Here is a 21,174-nt window from a genome sequence, read left to right on the forward strand (position 1 = left end):
TATGTAATTGGAGCGATTAGCGCTACCAACAAAGTCATTCCAACGGAGGGGCAACTATGCTGAGAAAGCAGCAACAACTACAGCCCCCCTCGCCTGAGGCCCAGGAATTACTGGCACAACTATACGATATCCAGGAACCAGCACCAGTAAGCTGGTGGCCACCTGCTCCCGGCTGGTGGCTCCTAGCCCTATTAATCATGTTATCTCTGTTGGGAATTGCCCTATGGATCAGATATCGGCGCAAACAAACTGAGCGCAACCGCTACAAGGTTAAAGCGGTTAATTTATTGAATACGGTAGATATAAGCCGACCTGAGGCCACCGGGGAGATCAACGAAATTCTTAAGCGTGTTGCTGTGACCACTTATGGCAGAACCCGCTGTGGCAACCTCACCGGTAGTGCATGGTTAAGTTTTTTAGAACAGAGCGCTTCTCTGAAGTGTCCTGATGAGGCACGGACAGCATTGCTCGAGCAACTTTATCGCGGCACTTCCAAGCCAGAAAGCAGCCAGGCTTTTCAACAATACGCTATTCAGTGGGTCCTGCAGCATCAACTGTCGATGCAGGAACCTGAAAAACAAGTTAGTGAGGAACATGCCGGTGTTTGAGTTTGCCTGGCCCTGGGTTTTCCTGCTCACCCCACTGCCACTACTCGCGCGGTGGCTAATGCCCCGCTCAAAGCCATTGAGCAGTGCCTTAAAAGTACCCTTTTACTCTGAACTCTCCCAACGCAGTGGTGGGGAGCAAAGCAACTATCTCAATTTATTATTACTCACACTGATTTGGTTACTGCTGATCAGCGCTGCCGCGCGGCCTCGCTGGTATGGGGAGCCGATTTCCCAAGCCAGCAGCGCAAGGGATCTATTGGTTGCCGTAGACATATCCGGCAGTATGGAGACTCCCGATATGCTCCTTGGCGGGCGCCCAGCAATGCGTATTAATGCGGTCAAACAGGTAGTGGGAGACTTTGTCGAGCGACGCCAAGGCGACCGACTGGGCCTAGTGCTATTCGGCACCCGCGCCTACCTTCAAGCACCACTAACCTACGATCGGGAAACTGTAGGGACCCTATTGCGCGAGGCGCAAATCGGATTCGCCGGCCAGGGTACCGCTATAGGGGATGCTATAGGCCTCTCTGTTAAGCGCCTAACCCAGCGCCCAGCCGAACAGCGCGTGCTAATCCTACTCACCGACGGCGCCAACACTGCCGGTGAAGTCTCCCCACTGAAAGCCGCCGAACTTGCACAGCAAGCGGGCATTACGGTTTACACCATCGGTGTGGGTGCCGAAGAAATGGTTCAACCGGGCTTATTGGGCAGCCGCTATGGCAGCCGCAGAATTAACCCCTCCAGGGATCTCGACAGCAAAACCCTGCAGGCGATTGCCGATACAACGGGGGGGCGCTATTTCCGCGCTCATAACCCCCAGGAACTGGCAGAAATCTATTCGGAATTGGATGAACTGGAACCTGTGGAGCAGGAAGCAGAAAGCTACCGCCCACTGAAGTCCCTATTTGTATGGCCGCTTGGAGTAGCCCTACTCCTGTCTTCTATTTGGGCAGTGGCTCCTCTCACCACTAATTTCAGATATTCCGGCAACGACAATAAACAAACCACTAACAACGGAGGCCAGGCATAGTGAGCACCCCTGAGCTACTCCAATCGTTTCATTTTCTCCGCCCGTACTGGCTATGGCTATTAATCCCCGCAGCACTCATTTGCTGGGGCTTGGGCAAAATCGTTCTAAACAATGCCCAGCTACAAAAGGTGATTGATGCAGATCTTTTACCGCACCTTTTAATGCGCGGCGGTGCCAAGCGCCCCTGGTTATTCGGGCTAATCTTTGCATTACTCGCCGCCATGATTATCGCTATGTCGGGGCCCACCTGGAGAAAATTGCCGACACCGGTTTACAGTAATCAAGATGCCCTGGTGATTTTATTGGATCTGTCTCCCTCTATGATGGCGACAGATCTCGCCCCCAACCGCCTCACCCGTGCAAGATTGAAAATTCTGGACATTCTTCGTGAGCGCAAAGATGGCCTGACCGCCCTGGTAGCCTATGCCGGCGAAGCCCATGTGGTCACACCACTGACAGAAGATACCGCCACCATCGCCAACCTGGTCCCCGCATTATCGCCGGCCATTATGCCAGTACCGGGAAGCAATATTGAGATGGCCGTATCGACCGGCATTCGCCTACTCAGGGATGGCTCTGCGGGACGCGGGCAACTGCTCGCAGTTACAGACGGCATTGAGCCTGCGGCAGCGGATATCGTCGCAAAATCCCTGGCCGAAGCTGGAGTTGAACTCAATATCCTCGCTGTCGGCAGTGGCGAGGGCAGCCCAATCCCCCGCGGCAATAGCGGCGGCTTCGTCACAGATGGTAATGGCGCAATTGTGATTGCCAATTTTGACCCACGGGAGCTGCGCAAACTCGCTAGAGGCAGCGGCGGCCGTTACGCCAAGATCACCGTCAACGACGCCGACATAGAACACCTGTTGCCGCAAAGCGAAACCCCCGAGCAGGCCGAATTGACCGAGCGAGAATTCGACCAATGGCGCGATGAAGGCCCCTTGTTGATTTTACTCCTCCTGCCCTTTGCTGCCCTACTGTTTCGCCGTGGCACTCTCGCCTGCACCCTGCCCCTCGCCCTTTACTTGGGCCTACCGAGTGAAGGTCAGGCTTTTGAATGGAAAGACCTCTGGCAACGCAAAGATCAGCAGGGACAGGAATTACTCAACAAAGGGGAGTCTGCCGAAGCCGCCGAAACTTTCCGCAACCCGGAATGGCGGGGCACGGCAAATTATCGCGCCGGTGATTATGCCGCTGCTCAGCAAGACTTTGCCCAATTAAATGATGCGCAAGGCCTATACAACCTGGGCAATAGCCTAGTGCAACAGGGCGACTATGAGCGCGCCATTGAAGCCTATGACCAGGCTCTGGCCCAAGCCCCGCAATTCTCCGATGCGCAACACAATCGGGAAATTGCCGAGAAACTCAAGGAGCTTCAAGAGCGTCAACAACAACAAAACCAACAGCAATCCGGTGATCAACAAGAACAACAAGATAAGCAGGACCAACAACAGGAGCAGCAGGCCGGCAACCAACAGCAAAATCAACAGAATCAACAACAGGAGAGCCAACAGCAGCCCTCCTCTGGCGAACCTCAGCCCTCCGAGCAGCAATCCGGTCAAGAGCAGGAGCAATCAGACCAACAGCAACCTGAAAATGCTGAGCAACAGAAAAATGAACAGGAGCAGCAGTCTCAGCAAGGCCAACAGGGCGAAGAAGAGCAAAAAGAACAGCAAGGAAAGCCCCAACCCGCCGGCGCCGAAGAGCGCCAATTAGACCCAGAAACCCAGCAGGCTCTTGACCAATGGCTGCGCCAAATTCCCGATGACCCCGCCGGCTTAATGCGAGAAAAATTTAAATACGAAAGTCTGCAAAGACGCCGTGCCTATCGCAGTGGCGAGTGGGAGCCTCCTGAAAACGGCGCTACCCAGAGGTGGTAGAAAGATGCCCACAATGCACAACATTATTTTCGGCTTTAGATGTGACCAAACCCCAGGAAGGCTTATGGATAGCTTTTTTAGAAAACATAAACTTACTCGGCCACTAAACCTTACAGGACTTCATTGCCTGCTATTTTTTCTTGCTCTCTTTTGCCTGCCCACAAGCAGTTGGGGCAGCGACCTCAATGCCAGCGTGGACCGCAATAAAATTGGTATTGATGAGACCCTGAATCTGCGCGTGCGCTACTCCGGTGATGAAAATGGCGGCCAACCCGATTTCGAATTACTTGAGCCGGATTTCGATATTCTATCCCGTCAGCAATCCAACCAATATCGGGTAATTAATGGTCGTGCGGAAAGCTTCGTCGAATGGACGCTCACACTGGCACCAAAGCGGGAAGGAGAGCTGTTTATTCCCTCTCTGCACTATAAAGGACAAGTTTCTGATGCAATCCCCATAAAAGTCAGCGAAGCCGGTAGTGCACCCGACGGTGCCGATCGCAAAGCCTTTCTGGAGATCGAATTAGATAAAGATAAAGTCTACGTACAAGAACAGCTACTTGTTAAGGTGCGCCTATACACAACAATCGGTCTGCACGATATCGCCACCGAACCTTTACAAGTAGCCGGCGCCCATGTAGAAAAAGTCGACGAACAGCGCTATGAGCGCAAGCTCGGAGGTGTCAGCCATGCGGTATATGAACTCACTTATGCCGTTTTTCCCGATAGCTCTGGCCAGCTCTCTATCCCGGCAATGACTTATGTTGCGGTTGCCGGTCGCCGAGATCCTTTCTCACTGTTCAATCGCAACAGTCAGAGATTACGATTGCGCTCCCAGGCAAAAACTATTGAGGTCCTTCCCAAGCCTGACAGCTATAGCGGTGCCCACTGGCTGCCCGCTGCAAGCCTCGGAATCGTACAAAGCTGGAGCCAAAATCCGGATACCTTCACTGTCGGCGAGCCCATAACCCGTATTCTTACCATACGGGCAGAGGGTCTGCGCGCAGCCCAGCTTCCACCTCTCCCCAAGTTGGATATTGAAGGCCTTAAAACCTACCCAGATCAACCACAACAAGAAGATCAGATAGGCCCAAATGGAGTAACAGGTAGCCGCATAGAAACTACCGCAATCGTCGCCACTCAGCCCGGTAATTATCAGCTACCTGCCGTCACACTCACCTGGTGGGATACCAAGAGCCAAAAACAGCGCGCCACCCAGCTCCCCGCCTTCCGCTTTGAAGTCAGCGGTACTGCTGCAACCACACCCCAAACTCAAGAGCCAGGAAATCTCCCTACACTGGCTCCTGGAACCACCACTTTGGAGGAGCAAGATCATTTCTGGCGCAATCTGGCCATAGCCGCCCTTGCCTCCCACCTTCTGTGGATTTTTTACCTTTATCGATATCGTCCCCAACGGCTGGAACAGCCCACAGCGAGCGCCGAGCCAGCAAGAAAAATGCACCACGAAGCCAAGCTAAAGAAGGCTCTTGAAAGTGAAGATCCTAGACACATTCAACAAGCCCTACTCGACTGGCTTCTGCAACGCTGGCCACAAGTTGAGGGTAATAATTTAAGTGAGGTTTCGCACCAGTTAGGCTTTGAGGAGCTTCATGAGATCCAATCGCTGCTCAGCGCAGCCATCTATCAAGAACCTGTTAAACCGCTAAATATAGTAAAAATAAAAGTTCTGGTTGATAGGTTGATGAGTCGAAAGGGCGGTATGGACAAGGCATCGGAGGTTGAAGAATTACCGAAGCTCTTCACCTGAATTTTAGCAGTGGGCTTGACCTGACAGCTACCTAATCCTGCTATCGATTTAGCCGGCCAAGCCCCAACCCAGGCATATATTTAATCAGCGCTATTACTAGGCCCGATTCAAAATAGATTCCATCAATGAGAGAGTCTCAGAGGCTGCCTTATCCCAAGAAAACTCACTCGCCCTTTTCAATGCACAGGATTGCAACTCAGTTACTTTCAGATGATCTTCAGTCATTACTGCGAGTGCCTGTGTAATTTCTGCGGAGGAATCTGGATTGACTGTTAATGCTGCATTCCCAGCAACTTCAGCCATAGCACCTCGGTTAGCCGTCAAAACAGGGGTTCCCTGACTATAAGCCTCGACTATTGGCAAGCCAAATCCTTCATATAACGATGGAATTAGTAGTGCTCTAGCCTCCCGGTAGAGCTTTGGCAATTGATCGTCGGCCATATAACCGAGAATTTCAACGCTTCCCTCTAGGTCCAACGCCCGCACTCTCTCTTGCAGCTCAGGCATTCCCCATCCCCTACCACCACAAATTTTCAACGGCAGCGGCTCTGCCACTATCGTACGATATGAGGCATAAGCTTCTAGTAACCTCCTAAGGTTTTTGCGGGGTTCAATCGTACCCACAAATAGAAAATACCCACCAAGAGGGCCCGGGACTTCAGAAACCTTCAGAAAAGGAGCCTCATAAATAGTCACAACCTTCTCAGCACAAGCGGAAAATGACTGCTTCAACTCACTTGCTGTAGATTCAGAAACGGCAATAACTGAGCCAGCCAACTTGACAGCCAGAGGCATCAGTAACCTCTCAAGCTGCAGCCCCAAGCGCGACATAGTCTTAGGAAAGCGCTGCCATACCAAATCGTGGATTGTGAGCACCTTAGATACCGATGCCCCCAGGCAAAGCGGTAGGTGGTGACGGGGGGACCAAAACAGATCTACTTCATCCCTCCAAGCCCAAAATGGAAAAACTGCCTGAGCAAAGAAAGTACTGAGACTCCCCCTTTGAATGTTTCCAGACCGGACAGTCACATTTGGTAGGGATTGAAAATCAACCAGAAGAGGTTGATGGCTATATAAGTACCAATGATGCTCACTTCTTAACATTCGTTCCAAAAGTGCACGGGTATAACGTCCAATGCCTGTAGTGGGAATTGAAAGTGGCCGAGCATCCACTGCTATTTTGGCCATTAATCCACCACTCCCCTTTCCAAGAGAACTTCCCGATAGAGTTGGTGATATGCTTCTGCCATTTTGTCAGCAGTAAACAACCTCTCATAACGACTACGACCAGCGCACCCCATCTCCTCAGCTTTAACAGCGTCAGACCACAAATCATCCATCGCTTCGCGTAATGCAAGATGATCAGCCGGCCTCACAACATGGCCCGTTACTCCATCTTGATTAACAAAACTGGTTCCGGTACCGATTTCACAAGAGATAAGTGGCTTGCTGTTCATCAACCCTTCAATCAAGGTTACCCCGAAAGCCTCTGAGCGCAAATGCGAGGGGAACACGACGGCTCGGCATAATTTCATTAGCGCGACTTTCTCCTCATCACTGACAAAACCGGCAAAACATATGTTACTTGCTCCAAGCTTATCCACCCGAGATTTCAAGCGACTGGCCTCAGGTCCTTTACCAGCGATAACTACTCGATAGGGCTGATTCGCGGCGGCTCTAATTAAAAATTCCAACCCTTTGTAATACCGGAGAACACCAACAAATAGCATAAAATCCCGGCCAAATTGCAGCTCAAGGCTTTTCATTGTCTTATCCGAAGGTTCAGGGTACCCATCCTCGGATACCCCAAGGGGAATCACCTTCACTTTATCCTTATAAGCGGCAAGAACAGGGCTGCTTTCTAGATAATTGTATGATGTCGCTACGATACGATCTGCTCGAGCCAAAAACCAACGCATCAAAGGCCAATAAATAGCACCAAGTAGTCGTTGCCTGACAATATCGGAATGATAAGTCACTACCAGCGGGCGTGACTTTCCAGCCACAAAATAAGCTAGATCACCGAACGGCCAGGGGAAATGAAAATGTAACAACTTGGCTTTTGAGCGATATAGAGCCCCAAAAAAACCCGGCCCAATGCAGCAAGAAGCAATTGAGAACCAACGCTTTTTTGCAACAACAGGAAGCCGACCATTCAAATTTAAATTTGCGGGAGTATCGGCAAGAGTTAGCACACCACACTTGTCTGTTTTTTGTGCAACCTCTAAGATTACCTGCTCGAGCCCCCCTTGAGATTCTGGGTAAAACGTACGGTAACAGTGGAGAATTTGAAGTTCGGGGAACAATTGAGACTCGCTTAATTGATGGGTTAGTAACCTACTGGTAACCTGTTGTTTTATAACACATTAAGGTATATTAACGCCCCCCAATAGCCCGGTGTCAACGTGAAAATACTATTCTCTACCATGCAATTCGGGCCCGGATATAATCAAGGAACCGAAAAATACATACGCAATCTTGCGCTAGATTTAAGTAAGCGCGGTTGTGACGTAATAGTCGCGGGCGGCGACCCTGAAGGGATATTAGGTAATCGCACATTCATTGATGAAGGAGGATTTCGCCAAATCAAACTTCCAACTTTTGGATGGGGGACAACTGAAGGTGACTCAGTAGACAATTATCTTTCTTTACTTTCTGAATTGAAGCCCGATCTCGTGCATATGGTGAATCCGGCACATATTGGTATTAATTTACTCAATGCAGCTCAGAAATTAGGTATTCCATACTTTATTTCGATTACTGACTTCTGGTGGCTATGCCCCAAACATACATTGACTCTCAAATCCGGTGATTTCTGCTCAGGCTTTATCGATCAAAAAACTTGTTTTCAATGTATTGCAGAAACACACCCTAACAAACTGCTAAAAACTGCTTCTCAGTTCACACTTGTAAGAAATACTGTCGCTAAAATTCTGCATTTAAAGAATACTTCATTTACAACAACATTAGAAAACAAAAATCGCAAACAAATATTGGCCTCAATCCTAAATAAAGCGAAAAAGGTAATTTGCCTATCTAAAACAAGCCTGAAACTGATAAAAGAGTACTACTCACTCAATAATTGCCACTATATTCCTGCAGGCCTTTCCGATACTTGGTTCGAAACAGTTCCTGACCGGCAAACGACCCCTCCCCCCTTCGTAGTTGGGTTTCTTGGGGCTGTTGCCCCTCACAAAGGCCTGCATACTCTTACCCATGCGCTAAATACTCTCAGCGATTCAAAAATAAAACTCAAGGTCGCAGGAAGAATTTCCGACCAACGCTATGCCGAACAGTGCCTAAACTCCTATAAAATTACCGAGTATGTCGGTGAGCTTTGCGAATCACAGAGCAAAGATTTTCTAGACTCTCTGGACTTGTTAGTAATACCTAGCAACTCACCGGAAAATCAACCTCAAGTGTTACTTGAGGCAGCCGCCAGAAAGAAGCCCGTACTTGCTTCTAATATCCCTGGTTGTGCAGAACTACTTTCTCCGGCCGCCATTTTCTCTGTTAATGATGCGAACCAATTGAAAGAACTGCTAGATATGGCTAGAAAAGACATATCGAAAATAGGTTCCCCTACTTTGGGATTGTCCTCGAAAGCAGTTTCTGAGAAAGTTTTATCCGAATATCAAACAGTGTTTTAACCCCGTGATCTTTCTACAAAAACATCATAGAGACATCGTCTTTTACAAGGCGCTCTGTAATTTACGATCTGAAGCCTCAAAAACCTACCTGAGTTTCCTCTGGTGGATAATAGAGCCAATTTTTTCGATGGCGATCTATTACTTTATATTTGCTGTTGTATTTCAAAAGGGAACAGATGATTTTGTCCCCTTCCTTCTTGTGGGATTGGTAGTTTGGCAATGGTTTGCCCAATGTGTCAGCCACTGCTCAGCCGCAATCACTCAAAATCATGCACTGATCAGCCAAGTCAACTTCCCCAAAGTAGTACTCCCATCGATTAATATCGTTATGGACACCTTCAAGTTCAGTATTGTGTTTATGCTACTGCTCATTGGGTTATGGGTAATGGGGTATCCACCCACATGGAGTTACATCTACCTTCCATTAATCCTTACGATACAGTTCCTGCTCAACTATGCCTGTGGCCTGATCGCCAGCGCGCTCATTCCATTTGTACCAGATCTCTCTAATCTGATTCCCCATTTGCTGCGACTCGGTATGTATGGCTCAGGAATCCTCTATACCGTCAGCTCATTACCAGAAAACATTCAAGATATTCTTGCTTACAACCCAATGATCTGGGTAATTGAGAGCTACCGCGATATATTGATGTACAACCAAACACCTAACGTATCTAGTTTGGCAATCTACACCTGCGCAGCTATATCACTTTATGCCCTAGCTAGGTTGATAATGAGAAAGCTAAATCCCGTATTCGCAAGAGCACTGATGCAACGATGAGTGGAAGCAAGAAGCCAGCCATTAGCTTAAACAATGTACGAGTGACCTATCGCTCAGGAATTCCATTTACCCGTACAACCAATGTTTACAGCCCATTGAAAGATATTAGCTTCGAACTATATGAGGGCGACTCACTTGGGGTTCTCGGACGTAATGGCGCAGGGAAAAGCACCTTACTTCGCCTGTTAAACGGCATTATAAAACCAGATGGTGGTAAAGTGATCAACCATGGTCACAGAACTGCGCTGCTCTCACTGACTGTTGGCTACGACCAAAACCTTTCCGGCCGCCAAAACGCTGTTATCAGCGGCATGATGATGGGCCTGAAAAAGCATTTCATCGTCAGTAAACTAGATGAAATTAATGAATTCGCCGAGCTTAAAGAGTTTTTTGACCAACCTGTTAAAAACTACTCTACAGGTATGAAACAACGGCTTGGAATGGCTGTCGCTATTCATTTGAAATCTGATATCTTACTGATTGATGAGATTTTAGCAGTCGGTGATTCTAGGTTTAGAAGAAAGTCAGAGGCAGTAATGAGGGAAAAAATTACCTCAGGAGACACTGTGGTTTTGGTTTCTCATTCTGCAGAAACTGTTAAGCGGCTTTGTAACAAAGCCATATGGATTGAAGGTGGTGTTGTAGCCCAATACGGTGATAGCAAAGATGTAGTAGCATGCTATGAAGAGTCACAAAAGTAATGCGTGTTCTTATATACGAGCCAATGCCAGATATTCAACGTGCAGATGTAATCTTAGCAATTGCGCGTAAAGAAACCGAACTTGGAAATAATATTTTGCTATTGGTTGAAGAGGAAGTACAACTTTTTAGTAGAAACCACATCAATCAACCACACAGTGTAAACTGCACAAACATAGTAAAAGCAAAGATTGCAACAAGCGGATTAAACTTTATCTCCCTACCTAGAAGCAAAGCTCTAGCGAAGCAATTCGAAGCGAACCCAAATAAAACCCTAAGAGAAATAAAAAACTATCGAGCGAACTGCTTCCATAAAGTGATAGAAAGCTATAAACCGGAAAAGATAATAATTTGGAATGGGCTACCCCATTACCAACAGGACTTTATAAATCTTGCTCGCGATATAAATCCAAATCAGAAATTTTCCTTCTTAGAGGCCGGCTGGTTTCCACAGTCGGGCACTTACTATGAAGACCCCCTTGGAGTAAATGCGCAAAGCTCAATCTCTATTACAAAACCAAAAACTATCAGTTCGGAAGAGCGGCAAAACGTAAGACAGTGGAAAGTGTCATATAGGGAAAAATTTGGGGATAATGATATCTCTGATAATGGATATCTGTTTATTCCCCTCCAGTTAGAAACAGACACAAACATTACAAAGTTTTCTCCATTTTCCACTATGAAAAACTTTCTTGAGTGGGCCGAATCACATGTAGCCCCCAATATAGATATTATTGCACGCCAGCACCCTCTTGACCGCACCCCACCATTTAACCTCCTCCCCCCAAATAGCCGAATAAAGCTCGATAACGAAACCCCACTACATCAATTGATATCAAAATCTAGTTGTGTTTTGGGGATAAACAGTACTGTTTTACTTGAATCATTGATATACGACAAACCTGTTTACGCAGTAGGGGATGGGGTTTTTTCTGGAGCTGACGCCATCATTAAAACAGAGCTGGATGAAACTATACTTACCCATCATACTTTCTCAATTGAAGGCCAGGAAGAGCTCCTTCACTTGCTTTTACAAAAGCAAAAAAATCTTACAGTATCAAGAAGCTCATTTTTTAACAAGCTAATATCGGCCATCAAAGATCAGAGATACTCATGTTACCCTCTATCCGGTATTATTTTTTCTGCTTTTAAGGTATGGATAAAAAACAAGTTAAGTTAAAAAATAACGTAAACCTGATTTTTCTGAAACAAAACATTATAATTTTTTAAATAAAATCGAAACCCAACAGAAACAATTCAATGGTAATGTCCCAGTAATCAACACTCGGAGCTACCATGAATCAAACGATTTTCCTCGATGTAATAATTCCGTTCAGATATAGCCCACTGCGAGACAATTGTCTAATTAATTTGGAAACAGTTCTAAGTGAATTCACCTACCAAGATGCTCGTTTTATCCTTGTCGATTCTGGTAGTGATGCGGAAGCCTCAAGTAAAGCAAAAGATATTTGCATTAAGTATGGCGCCTTATACTCTTACATAAATACCGCAAATGAAACCTTTTCAATCGGAAAAGCACGCAATCACGGTGCAGAGATATCAACAGCAAAATATATCCTTTTCCAGGATATAGATCTACTCCCGTATGCGAATTTTTATAAAGACCTCGAAATACTTATTAATGAGAGATTCAGCGATGGGATAGATGAAGTTATCAATATCCCATGTATATATTTATCCGACAGCGCATCTAAAGAGTATATAAGCAACACGCCTGAAAACAGAAAAATCTATCTCCAAGACAGCATGAAAACTGGAGATGAAAGAATAGAGTTTTACGCTGCCAGTTCATCAGTTGCTGTTTTTGATCGGTACTATTACTGTGCCCTCGGGGGACATGATCCAAGATTCCAAGGGCATGGCTGTGAAGATTTCGAACTATTCTATCGAGCATATAGTAATAACCCAAGATTTCCAAGACCATCAAATATATACAGTAACGACGGACACTGGAATACGCAAAGCTACTCTGGATTCAGATCCTGGTATAGAAAGTATGGAGATGAGACTGCATTAGATGGCATATTTATTGCTCATCTATGGCATGAGCGGGAAAAAGAGTCTAGTGACTATATAAGGAAGTCAAAGGAAAACAAGAACCTGTTAAAGCAGTGTATGTTAGAACATGACAATCAATGTAGTTGCTGGCTGCCACCGATACCCTACAATGAAAAAAGAACCCTATTTCTTGGAGTTGAAGGCAGTGAGTTTACTGAGAGTATAAGAGAAGTCATACCCTCTCTTGGGCATGTTGATTACCAACGTGAATCATTTTTTGAAACAGAAACAGAGCTTAAAGAGCACATATCAAAGAAAAAAATAGATCAAGTATTTTTTCACAATCCATACGCAAACAAACAAAGATTAAACATCTATAGATATTGTAGAAATGAAGAAATACCATACATTGTATACGAGAGAGGAGCACTCCCTGGAGCCGTTTTCTTTGATATGAATGGATTCAATACTGACAGCACTTCATATCACGAAAAAAACTGGGACAGAGAACTATCTGATACCGAAATTTTATCAGTTACTGAGTATTGTAAAAACGAAATACAACAGGGAGGCTACCTTGAAAAGCAGCCAAAAAAAATGGGCTCGGAGTATATTAAAAATAAGTATCGAATAAATGGGAAAAAGATATGCCTTGTACCTCTTCAAAGACCAACTGATACTGTTTGCGAAATTTTTAAGGGGCCACTACGGGAATATTCTGATTTCTATGCATGGGTGGACATTGTATCCAAATCACTTAAGGAGTGGGTATTTCTTATTAAAACACACCCGCTTGAAAAAAACCCTACATACCCATTTGAAGACAATCACAATGTTATTAACTGCGACCTAGAAAATATATATGATTTAATCGATGCTGCTGACTCAGTATTCCTTCTAAACTCAGGAGTTGGATTGTTATCTATTCTAAGATTTAAGAACGTTGTTTCTGTTGGTGATGCGTTCTATTATCATAAAGGAATATGCAGTAAGGCTGAAACCCCAGAAGAAGCTGCGGCACTTATTTCGAGGGAGTGGGAACCAGATAGAAATCGTGTTTATAAGTTCCTCAATTATCTTATCAATGAATTTTATTCATTTGGCCAATCCTCAACAAAATCAGTGAACAGAAATGGGGATGAAATTACTATCACCACCAAGGTTAAATTCGGAATAATTCGCATACCCGGGCAAGGGATTCAAGAAAAGTTTAATTCTAGGACGCTCCCTCTATTTTCCAAAAAATCCTACCTGCTTGGAGTAAAATTCTCACAAGTTGACATCCCCCATAATACAAAAAAAACAACACTCCACACATCGTCACACTTTATGCTTCGAGTCAAGAGGGCAATAAAGCTTCTAATTTGGAAGAGCATAGGCTCAAATAATGGCGTGGAACTTATTTCTGGAATTTATCGCCTGCTAGGTATAAAAAAAATAGCTTCTAAGGACATTTAATTATTACCCGAACCAACCCAGTATGCCACTCTTTTAAAAAGGGTTACTGATTTAGATAGGCGCTTAAAAATAAGAACAAGTATTGTGGTCAACTCCAAACCGGATATTTTTTAAGCAGATTTCTCAAATTTGATGGGAATTATATTGCCCCAGCCTCGTATGTACTCTGCGAGAGTTGATGAAATCCATATAAGCTCTCGCATCTTTTAAAGTATTCTTTCTTATTGCATAAGTGTTTTCGATTGACCGCTCTTGCTTCAGGTTGCTAAGAAGGTTTTGTTGGTTTACTACCTAAAAAATTTTCTTATGATTCATTGAGCACATCATTCTATGCTGCTTCAAGAGCGCTTGGTAGATATGGTTGGTATGGTTGGTATGGTTGGTATGGTTGGTATGGTTGGTATACTGATTACCTTGATCAGAATGATACAGAAGACCCTTTGATTTCGTATGTAAGTTGACAGCCTTATGTTTCTGATCTTTTCGCACCGACATACTTGCCGTAGCGCTTGCGGTGGGGCTTTGCTGTAACCCTTTGAGGTTTGTATAAGCCCCACTACTTGTCTGATCTGAATAGCTCAGTTGGTAGAACATTCCACCATGTAATGATACGCTGATAAGTCTCTTTAAATAGCTTGTTGCCAGCTAAGAAATTAACTCTTTCCGAATTAGGGTATCTATTTGTTACCGCGCCCCATCAGTTACTTTCTATGCCTTGCCCCCTTACCAGAGGCCAAGGTCTGTAGGTTTATATGTTTCCCAGGGGCAATATCCACGTAACCAGTATGAGTTGCAGCTCTCGACGGATCGTCTAGGGAAGTCTGTCTAACAACTCTGCAATTATTTTCAGTAAATGCCCGGCTTATCTCAGACTGTAAGTCTGGGACCGTTTATTCCCGCTCCGTTGGTAGTAACTCATCAATGTTTTTTACTTGGTCGGGAGAGGTGCCGACTCTAGAAGCTGTTTCATAACTTCTTTAACGTAATTAACATGCATGCAATATAGAAAAAAGCACGATAAGTGGACAAATATCGCTCCCATCTAACAACTAAACGGCGGTAATTTCCCGACCACGCAAAAGTCCTCTCAACTTTCCAACGGCGAGAGTACCTTCTGAACTTTCTGCCATCCTGCCTTGAGGCTTTTTTCCTATTTCTCCTATGTGGACAGATAAGGGCGATTCCACGACTCAACAGGCTATCTCTAAGAGGATCCGAGTCCGCCGCTTTATCATAAACTAAGTGATGAATCTTTGTATTTTTATACGTAACATCAAGTAATGGGTGTAATAACTTCACTTCTGCTGGTGAGGCCGAAGTAATGGTGCCTCCCAGTGGAATACCTTCGCCATCGACCACCACCATCTGCTTTGAACCCTTGCCTCGCTTGATTTTCCTGACTTCGGAACCTCTTTTTTACTGGTACGAAGCTGTCATCAGAAAAGACCTCCTCCCCGTTAAGGAAAGATTGTCGACCCAACTGCTCCAAAAATCTTATCCAGGCTTGCAACCAAGAGTCTTACTCTCCCCCTAATTAAAGCCTTTTTCTGCAGGCGCTCGGCGATGGGTAGCGTGAAGGAAAACCTTTCCATCGTGCTCCGGAGTGTAAAGCCTATTAGATATCTTGGAAGCATACTCGGTTATCAATGGGCTTGGGGTCTCCCTTTCCTCGTTTTAATTTCGGAAGGCAGCTTTGATCAACTTCCAGTGATTGCCAGTTATCTCTGATTTGAATCAAGTCACCACTGCGGGTATTTCTCTATACAATTGTGTGAAAATAGCAGATTTCAAGTTGTGAAACCGCAACTATATATTGGTTAATTTAAGATGCAACACCCCAAATAATCGAGGCGTTGCAAATGGAATAGGAATAGGAATGTCTACAATTTAAATTGATTTAAAATTTCTATTCTTCCCCTTGCTCAGCATGGATTGATAGCTACACATCAGAAAGCATCATATCATCTTTCGAAGAAACTTTTTCAGAAATCGGGATTAGAGACTGGTAGAAATCTTTCATTACCATATCAACATATGTCTCACCATTGAAATCGATTTTGCTATCCTGATTGGATTCAGAAAACTTAATCATCGCTTCCGCCAGTGAAGCATCATTTTGATCTGTTAAAACTCCTCCGCCATTTCCGAGTACACTACGGATACCGGGTATATTAGTCCCTATACATGGAATCCCTAAGGACAACGCCTCCAGCAAGGTCATCGGTTGCCCCTCATAGTCAGAAGACAAAACCATACAATCAGAGGCCGCCAGCAGTGGATATGGGTTACTTACCCAGCCAGTAAATACAACCCTGTCTTCTATTTGCAACTTCTGAGATTCAGCCTCTAACGCTTCGCGTAGCGGACCTTCACCCACCAAAAATAAAACTGCGTTCACGCCCTCTTTTATAACTTTTGAAAATGCTTTGAGCAGTCGAGATTGATTTTTCTCTGGAGAAAGGCGACCAATACTTACAAACTTAACAGGCCCATTTTCAGAACTTATCATCGCAAACTTGGGAGAAATTAAGGAAACTGGAGCAGTGGCTTTATGTCTAATTTTTTTTAAATTCAATGAATTTCTTACTACTGATACACGAGCTCTCTTAGAGTAGTAACCATTAAGGTTTTCATAATTTACCTGCCCAACCTGCTGTGAAACAGAAACCACATCATCGAAGAACTTATAACAATTGAAAACCTGTTTTAGCTGCTTATCATACTTAATTTTGTACCCTTTATTATTATTTGCCTCAGAAAAAAGATCACTGTGCTGATAAATAACATGATGCTTCGCCGACATATTTGCAATAAAAAGAGACCAAAAGTGTGAGTATCCAGAGAAGTCAATCGCTACATCAAACTTATGCTCTCCAACTACTCTTTTTACTTCGCGAGCAAATGCGCACTTGAGAATTTTTGTTTCTGTCGCTGAAAGTGCAACTCCATCCCCAAATAATTTATATATTGTATTTTCTTCTGCAGAAAGTACAAACTTGGGCCTTCGAAGTACTAACTGGCACCGGGGATCGATTTGATTTACGCAACGCATTCTTGCGTCATCTCTCCCAACTAGCGAAGTATCGACCATTACATATACATCATATTTCTCATAATCTATATTACTAAGCAAATTCAAACAGGAAGCAGTTATACCATTGGGCATAAAGGTGCCCGGATGAATAAAAATTCTCTTCTTGAGTTTTTTCTGACCTTCACTCATGGCCTCTGGAAACCATACTTCATCGACAACCCTACGACTTGCACCACCATCTTCAGCGGGCAGCAAAAGACTCTTGACATTCTGCCAAGATTCAAAAGAAGAAGGTTTTCTACTATCCGAGATGGCTCGCCCCAGATTTTTCAAGCTATAAACCAATGTTGCGGGTAATTCATCTAAAGAGATATATAGACCGCGCTCCTCCTCATACTCAATTCGATCCGGCACAAAAAGTACTAGCGGCCTATTCAGCGCCAAGAAATCTACCATAATACTTGAGTAATCAGTAATGAGGATATCAACTCCAGCAAGAATTACATTGATATCCACTTCATCTGGGACTAGGGTAACCCCCTCCGGCACAGACTCCATTTTACTGCGAGTATAATTATGAATGGACAGCAATAAATGGTACTCTTCACCAAATCGATCTTGCAGCTCCTGTATCACAGCCAATTGCTGATTTACATCGCCAGAAACGGAGCTTACGCGGCCCCGCCAAGTGGGGGCATAGAGTATTACTTTTTTATCTTCCTTTACTCCCAGCTTTGCTTTAACAGCTCTACAATCTGTATTGAGGGTAAAGTCTATTCGCGGTGAGCCAATGACTTTCGCTTTTGGCCTTGTTAAAGAACTAGCGCCATACGGAGCAACTGTCTTATCAATAGCATATTCACTCGATAATAATATTTTCGAGGCCTGCAAAAAATTTCTCTGAGTATTTGCCGCGGCGGAGATTGCCGGATCGGAATCAAGTCCCATATGCTTGACTGGAATCCCATGCCAAACATTGACATATTCTTGCTCAGGCTTACGGATAAAATAGGCGGGAAAAGTTGAATTGCTAATTAAATATTTTGCTCGCAGCAATGCCTTAGCATAATCTACAGATTGATAGCTGATAAATGTTACATTTTTGTTTTTTGTTACATCTTCAGGTGCTTCTACCCCCTCATTCTTCACCCATATAATCTTATAGCTTTGCATTCTCGGGTCATTTACCACTTCCCGGTACACTGCATAAGGGTTACAGGCTATTTTTCGCCCCCAAAAGCTTTCAAATATAATCAGATTATTTTCCACAGGCAATAAGTCAAAGTATTTTGCGTAATACTCATCTGTCCCCATAAAGGGCTCCACGCTTTTGTGGTAAGCACGGTGAAGAGCCGTAGACATCTTTTGATACAAAGATATTTTTCGCAACTTTTCATCCAGTGGTTTATATACCCTTAGAATTTTAGGTCCACCCTTACTCAAATATCTCGCATAGTCTTTCATAAGAAAACCACCTTATATAAAACTTAACTTTTATAAATTGTTAGTCATTAATAACATTGGAAATTCAGCTGAGGGGCTTAAAAAACTTCAATAAAAAAGCACTATAATGCCCCAACAAGGTCCTACAACCGCCCAAGATCAGCAGAAATGCAATGACCAATGAACCCCACTTTTTCTTTTCTTTAAATATATTCTGGTCATAATGTTTTTGGAATTTTATCAGATACCCGACTAATGCACTGGCTGACTGCATATCGAATTCAGGATATCGAAACTTAAAACTAGTATTGCCCGCAATGATGGAGTGATGGTTTCCCCAAACCCCCTGCCCCATAGCGATCACAGGTTTTCCCAATGCTAGACTTTGCAGAAGCACTGTACTGTTTATCCCCACCACACACTTAGCACCAGCAATATCTTCGAAAAGATTACTTTCTTGTGACCAAGAAAAATTGCGTGGCAGTGAAAACTCTGGCATTGCAGATTTTGGATGGCGTCGAACACGCACTTCAACATTTTCTGGCAACCAAGTGGATAAATCATCAATAAATTCGGACATTGACTTATAGGAAGAATATAGTCTAATGTTGGAGTCTGATTCCACTTGCATCGGAACAAGAATATAGCTGTCTGAAATAGAGCATCCTGAAAACTTTAGATCTTTGTAGTTTTTACAGAATTCTTGCCCTTTCGTCAGGTAGTTTTCAGATATGGTATGAGCATTACCTGCGATTATGCTGTTAGCATTTACTCCTTTTGGATCTACATAGTATGTATTATTTTGATCGAACCAAGCAACTTCTACATATTTCAAATTAAGACACAGTTTTTTAGCTAATTTTATAAAGTTAGCTTGATAGGAAAAATTTCCATTCCAGAGGTAAATATAGTCAAATTTATTCTTTCTCAATATCTGACTATAAGTTTTTTTTCTCAGCTCAAGATATCGCTTTCTGCCTGAACCAGTTCGCTTCAGCATTTGCCACAATTGGATAAGGCTAGGTATGCCAACGAAGACTCGCTCATAAACATTGTGATCCAAATGTAGGAGCAGAGCGTCAATATTTAATGAAACGCTATTCTCATCATCATTTATGGGGGTCACTAGCTCGACATAAATAGATACTGAATTTCCTACACGACGTTCCTCCCTAGCAATTTGCTCCATTATAGGCAGTCGGTGCTTATTACTTAAGGGAACGAATAACAACACTTGCTTCACATCAGCCTCTGGATCTTTTTAAGTACACGTGCAAAAACCCCCTTTTTTTTAGCATTAGAAATCGCAATTTCAGATTTTAGTTGCATCTTCTCTATTTCAATCAGTCGCCACTGCCCACGCACTTTTTGGCGAAGATCATCATGTCGAGCACAAAATTCCAGATTCGACAGCCTATCCGCCAGTACCTCATCAGCATTGTTAAAATTGGAAATTAGGTTGGTATAATAATTTGAATCTGACCTAAAATAAGGAAATTGACTAGCGCCAATTGATGGCAATTCTGAAATTGACTTGATAACCTTAGCAAATTTATCTATCTCTCTATGCTCAATAGAGTCCAGGCCTATTTTTTCACTTACTCCCAGAAGAGCATCATTCCTTATAACTGCAACCTTTTTTCCAAGATAAAAGGCATCGAAAATCATACCACTGTAATCAGACACCACTATATCGGCACACAGCAATGATAAAGCCCGAGATTCAGAATCATGTACAACTTTTACGCCTGGTGGAATATTTTCGATTACAGCCGAATTGAATATTAGTGTATTATGGTGAGGAGCTAAGACAACATTGTATTTACAAGCTAATAATTTTAGCTCCCTAATACTACTTTCGAGAGATGAGTGTTTCCCCCAAGTTGGTGCATATAAAACTGTAGGAGTAGTTGAGTTTTTGCTCCTTAGAACTTTCTGCTTACGCAAATTGCTAAGTACTGGGTGGCCAACATCAATAGAACTGGCAACTGAAGATATTTTTCTTTGAGAATACGGCCCAAAAACGAAATTCACATCAGCTAACCCTCTCCATAGACCGTAATTATATTCCTCTTTAGCTAGACCATACTGTATAAATGCAAGTTTCGCGGAAGTTAGCTCTGCCACACCGGAAAAAGCAGTGTGTGCAACAATCAAGTCAAACTGATCTAATTCGGAAGCACCTTCACCACGCAAAAATTTCAAGCACTTATTCGTGTTTCTATATTTATACTCAGTAGTAGCAACAAAATCGGAATTATATCCGCGGTTTTCAATAGCAACATATCCATTCACAAGCTTAATAAGAGGCTCAAAACTTGCCAGCTGGTACTCATTCCAAACGTAGAAGCAGATGGATCGCATTTATTGCCCCCACTATTCTCCAGTAACCCTATACCAATACATGATTCTAAGCCCGCTCCTTAACCAAATCTATCACCTGAGTTGTCGATATTCCTTCTGTTCTAGGAAAATAGCGAACTTCACACAAATTTGAATAGTGATCAAACTTACCTTCCCAATCATTTCCCATAACAAGCATTTCAGCATTGAATCGTTTAATATATTCAGCTTTCAGCTCAAGCGACTCTTCAAGAAATACCTCATCAACACAGTGAAGTGACTCAACAATTTTCATCCTGTCATCCTGGCTATAAATTGGTGGACGTCCCTTCTTGCTGATATTCAAAGCATCAGAGGAGACGCCTACGATTAAGTAAGCCCCTAATTCCTTCGCTCTTTCAAGGATATTTACATGGCCGATGTGAAATACATCAAAAGTCCCAAATGTAATAACTCTCACTGAT

The 21,174-nt window shown here is 43.9% G+C and carries 16 protein-coding genes; 9 read left to right on the plus strand and 7 right to left on the minus strand.

Annotation, left to right across the window (positions count from 1 at the left end; translation table 11 throughout):
- Window positions 1–56: 56 nt before the first annotated feature.
- From ACJJIJ_RS09305 to ACJJIJ_RS09320, 4 genes are all read left to right on the plus strand, one after another.
- On the plus strand, window positions 57–608 hold the full coding sequence (locus ACJJIJ_RS09305; RefSeq protein WP_444886428.1) for a DUF4381 domain-containing protein: 552 nt from the start codon (window positions 57–59) through the stop codon (window positions 606–608).
- Entirely contained in the window at window positions 601–1,638 is a 1,038-nt protein-coding gene (locus tag ACJJIJ_RS09310; RefSeq protein WP_444886429.1) for a vWA domain-containing protein, read from the plus strand. The genes ACJJIJ_RS09305 and ACJJIJ_RS09310 overlap by 8 nt, the downstream gene beginning before the upstream one ends.
- Window positions 1,638–3,515, plus strand: a complete 1,878-nt coding sequence (locus ACJJIJ_RS09315) for a VWA domain-containing protein (protein ID WP_444886430.1) — start codon at window positions 1,638–1,640, stop codon at window positions 3,513–3,515. Before ACJJIJ_RS09310 ends, ACJJIJ_RS09315 begins: the two co-directional genes overlap by 1 nt.
- 64 nt (window positions 3,516–3,579) lie before the next feature.
- Window positions 3,580–5,283, plus strand: coding sequence for a BatD family protein (locus ACJJIJ_RS09320; protein ID WP_444939371.1), 1,704 nt, complete (start codon window positions 3,580–3,582; stop codon window positions 5,281–5,283).
- A gap of 96 nt (window positions 5,284–5,379) precedes the next feature.
- Here ACJJIJ_RS09320 and ACJJIJ_RS09325 read toward each other — a convergent pair whose 3' ends face one another.
- Window positions 5,380–6,471, minus strand: a complete 1,092-nt coding sequence (locus ACJJIJ_RS09325; protein WP_252081981.1) for a glycosyltransferase family 4 protein — start codon at window positions 6,469–6,471, stop codon at window positions 5,380–5,382.
- Window positions 6,471–7,589 carry a glycosyltransferase gene (locus ACJJIJ_RS09330; protein WP_252081982.1) on the minus strand — a complete coding sequence of 373 codons (1,119 nt, stop codon included), beginning with the start codon at window positions 7,587–7,589 and terminating at the stop codon, window positions 6,471–6,473. Before ACJJIJ_RS09330 ends, ACJJIJ_RS09325 begins: the two co-directional genes overlap by 1 nt.
- A 99-nt stretch (window positions 7,590–7,688) precedes the next feature.
- Here ACJJIJ_RS09330 and ACJJIJ_RS09335 point away from each other — a divergent pair, with 99 nt between their 5' ends.
- The 5 genes from ACJJIJ_RS09335 (at window position 7,689) to ACJJIJ_RS09355 (ending at window position 13,890) form a co-directional block, all read left to right on the plus strand.
- Complete coding sequence (locus ACJJIJ_RS09335) at window positions 7,689–8,933, plus strand: glycosyltransferase (protein ID WP_252081983.1); 1,245 nt, start codon at window positions 7,689–7,691, stop codon at window positions 8,931–8,933.
- Window positions 8,934–8,937: 4 nt separating this feature from the next.
- The gene (locus ACJJIJ_RS09340) at window positions 8,938–9,714 is read left to right on the plus strand and encodes an ABC transporter permease (RefSeq protein WP_444939372.1); all 777 of its coding nucleotides are present in this window, start codon (window positions 8,938–8,940) and stop codon (window positions 9,712–9,714) included.
- The gene (locus ACJJIJ_RS09345) at window positions 9,711–10,415 is read left to right on the plus strand and encodes an ABC transporter ATP-binding protein (RefSeq protein ID WP_252081985.1); all 705 of its coding nucleotides are present in this window, start codon (window positions 9,711–9,713) and stop codon (window positions 10,413–10,415) included. Before ACJJIJ_RS09340 ends, ACJJIJ_RS09345 begins: the two co-directional genes overlap by 4 nt.
- Window positions 10,415–11,593, plus strand: a complete 1,179-nt coding sequence (locus ACJJIJ_RS09350) for a capsular polysaccharide export protein, LipB/KpsS family (protein WP_252081986.1) — start codon at window positions 10,415–10,417, stop codon at window positions 11,591–11,593. Before ACJJIJ_RS09345 ends, ACJJIJ_RS09350 begins: the two co-directional genes overlap by 1 nt.
- Before the next feature lie 116 nt (window positions 11,594–11,709).
- Window positions 11,710–13,890, plus strand: coding sequence for a glycosyltransferase (locus ACJJIJ_RS09355; RefSeq protein ID WP_252081987.1), 2,181 nt, complete (start codon window positions 11,710–11,712; stop codon window positions 13,888–13,890).
- Between the two features lie 966 nt (window positions 13,891–14,856).
- Here ACJJIJ_RS09355 and ACJJIJ_RS09360 read toward each other — a convergent pair.
- The 5 genes from ACJJIJ_RS09360 to ACJJIJ_RS09380 all read right to left on the minus strand — a co-directional run bounded on the left by ACJJIJ_RS09360 (window position 14,857) and on the right by ACJJIJ_RS09380 (window position 21,170).
- The gene (locus ACJJIJ_RS09360) at window positions 14,857–15,282 is read right to left on the minus strand and encodes an IS5 family transposase (RefSeq protein WP_444939577.1); all 426 of its coding nucleotides are present in this window, start codon (window positions 15,280–15,282) and stop codon (window positions 14,857–14,859) included.
- A 547-nt stretch (window positions 15,283–15,829) separates the two neighbouring features.
- Complete coding sequence (locus tag ACJJIJ_RS09365) at window positions 15,830–18,388, minus strand: CDP-glycerol glycerophosphotransferase family protein (protein WP_444939373.1); 2,559 nt, start codon at window positions 18,386–18,388, stop codon at window positions 15,830–15,832.
- Between the two features lie 64 nt (window positions 18,389–18,452).
- A complete protein-coding gene (locus tag ACJJIJ_RS09370; protein ID WP_444939374.1) occupies window positions 18,453–19,610 on the minus strand; it encodes a capsular polysaccharide export protein, LipB/KpsS family in 1,158 nt (385 codons plus the stop codon).
- Window positions 19,607–20,731: a CDP-glycerol glycerophosphotransferase family protein gene (locus ACJJIJ_RS09375; RefSeq protein WP_444939375.1), complete on the minus strand. Its 1,125-nt coding sequence runs from the start codon at window positions 20,729–20,731 to the stop codon at window positions 19,607–19,609. The genes ACJJIJ_RS09370 and ACJJIJ_RS09375 overlap by 4 nt, the downstream gene beginning before the upstream one ends.
- Window positions 20,732–20,777: 46 nt before the next feature.
- Window positions 20,778–21,170 (minus strand): FAD synthase family protein, encoded by a 393-nt coding sequence (locus tag ACJJIJ_RS09380; RefSeq protein WP_444939376.1) that lies wholly within the window; start codon window positions 21,168–21,170, stop codon window positions 20,778–20,780.
- Window positions 21,171–21,174: the final 4 nt, after the last annotated feature.

The organism is Microbulbifer mixtoriginis (SeqCode), from assembly GCF_052467945.1.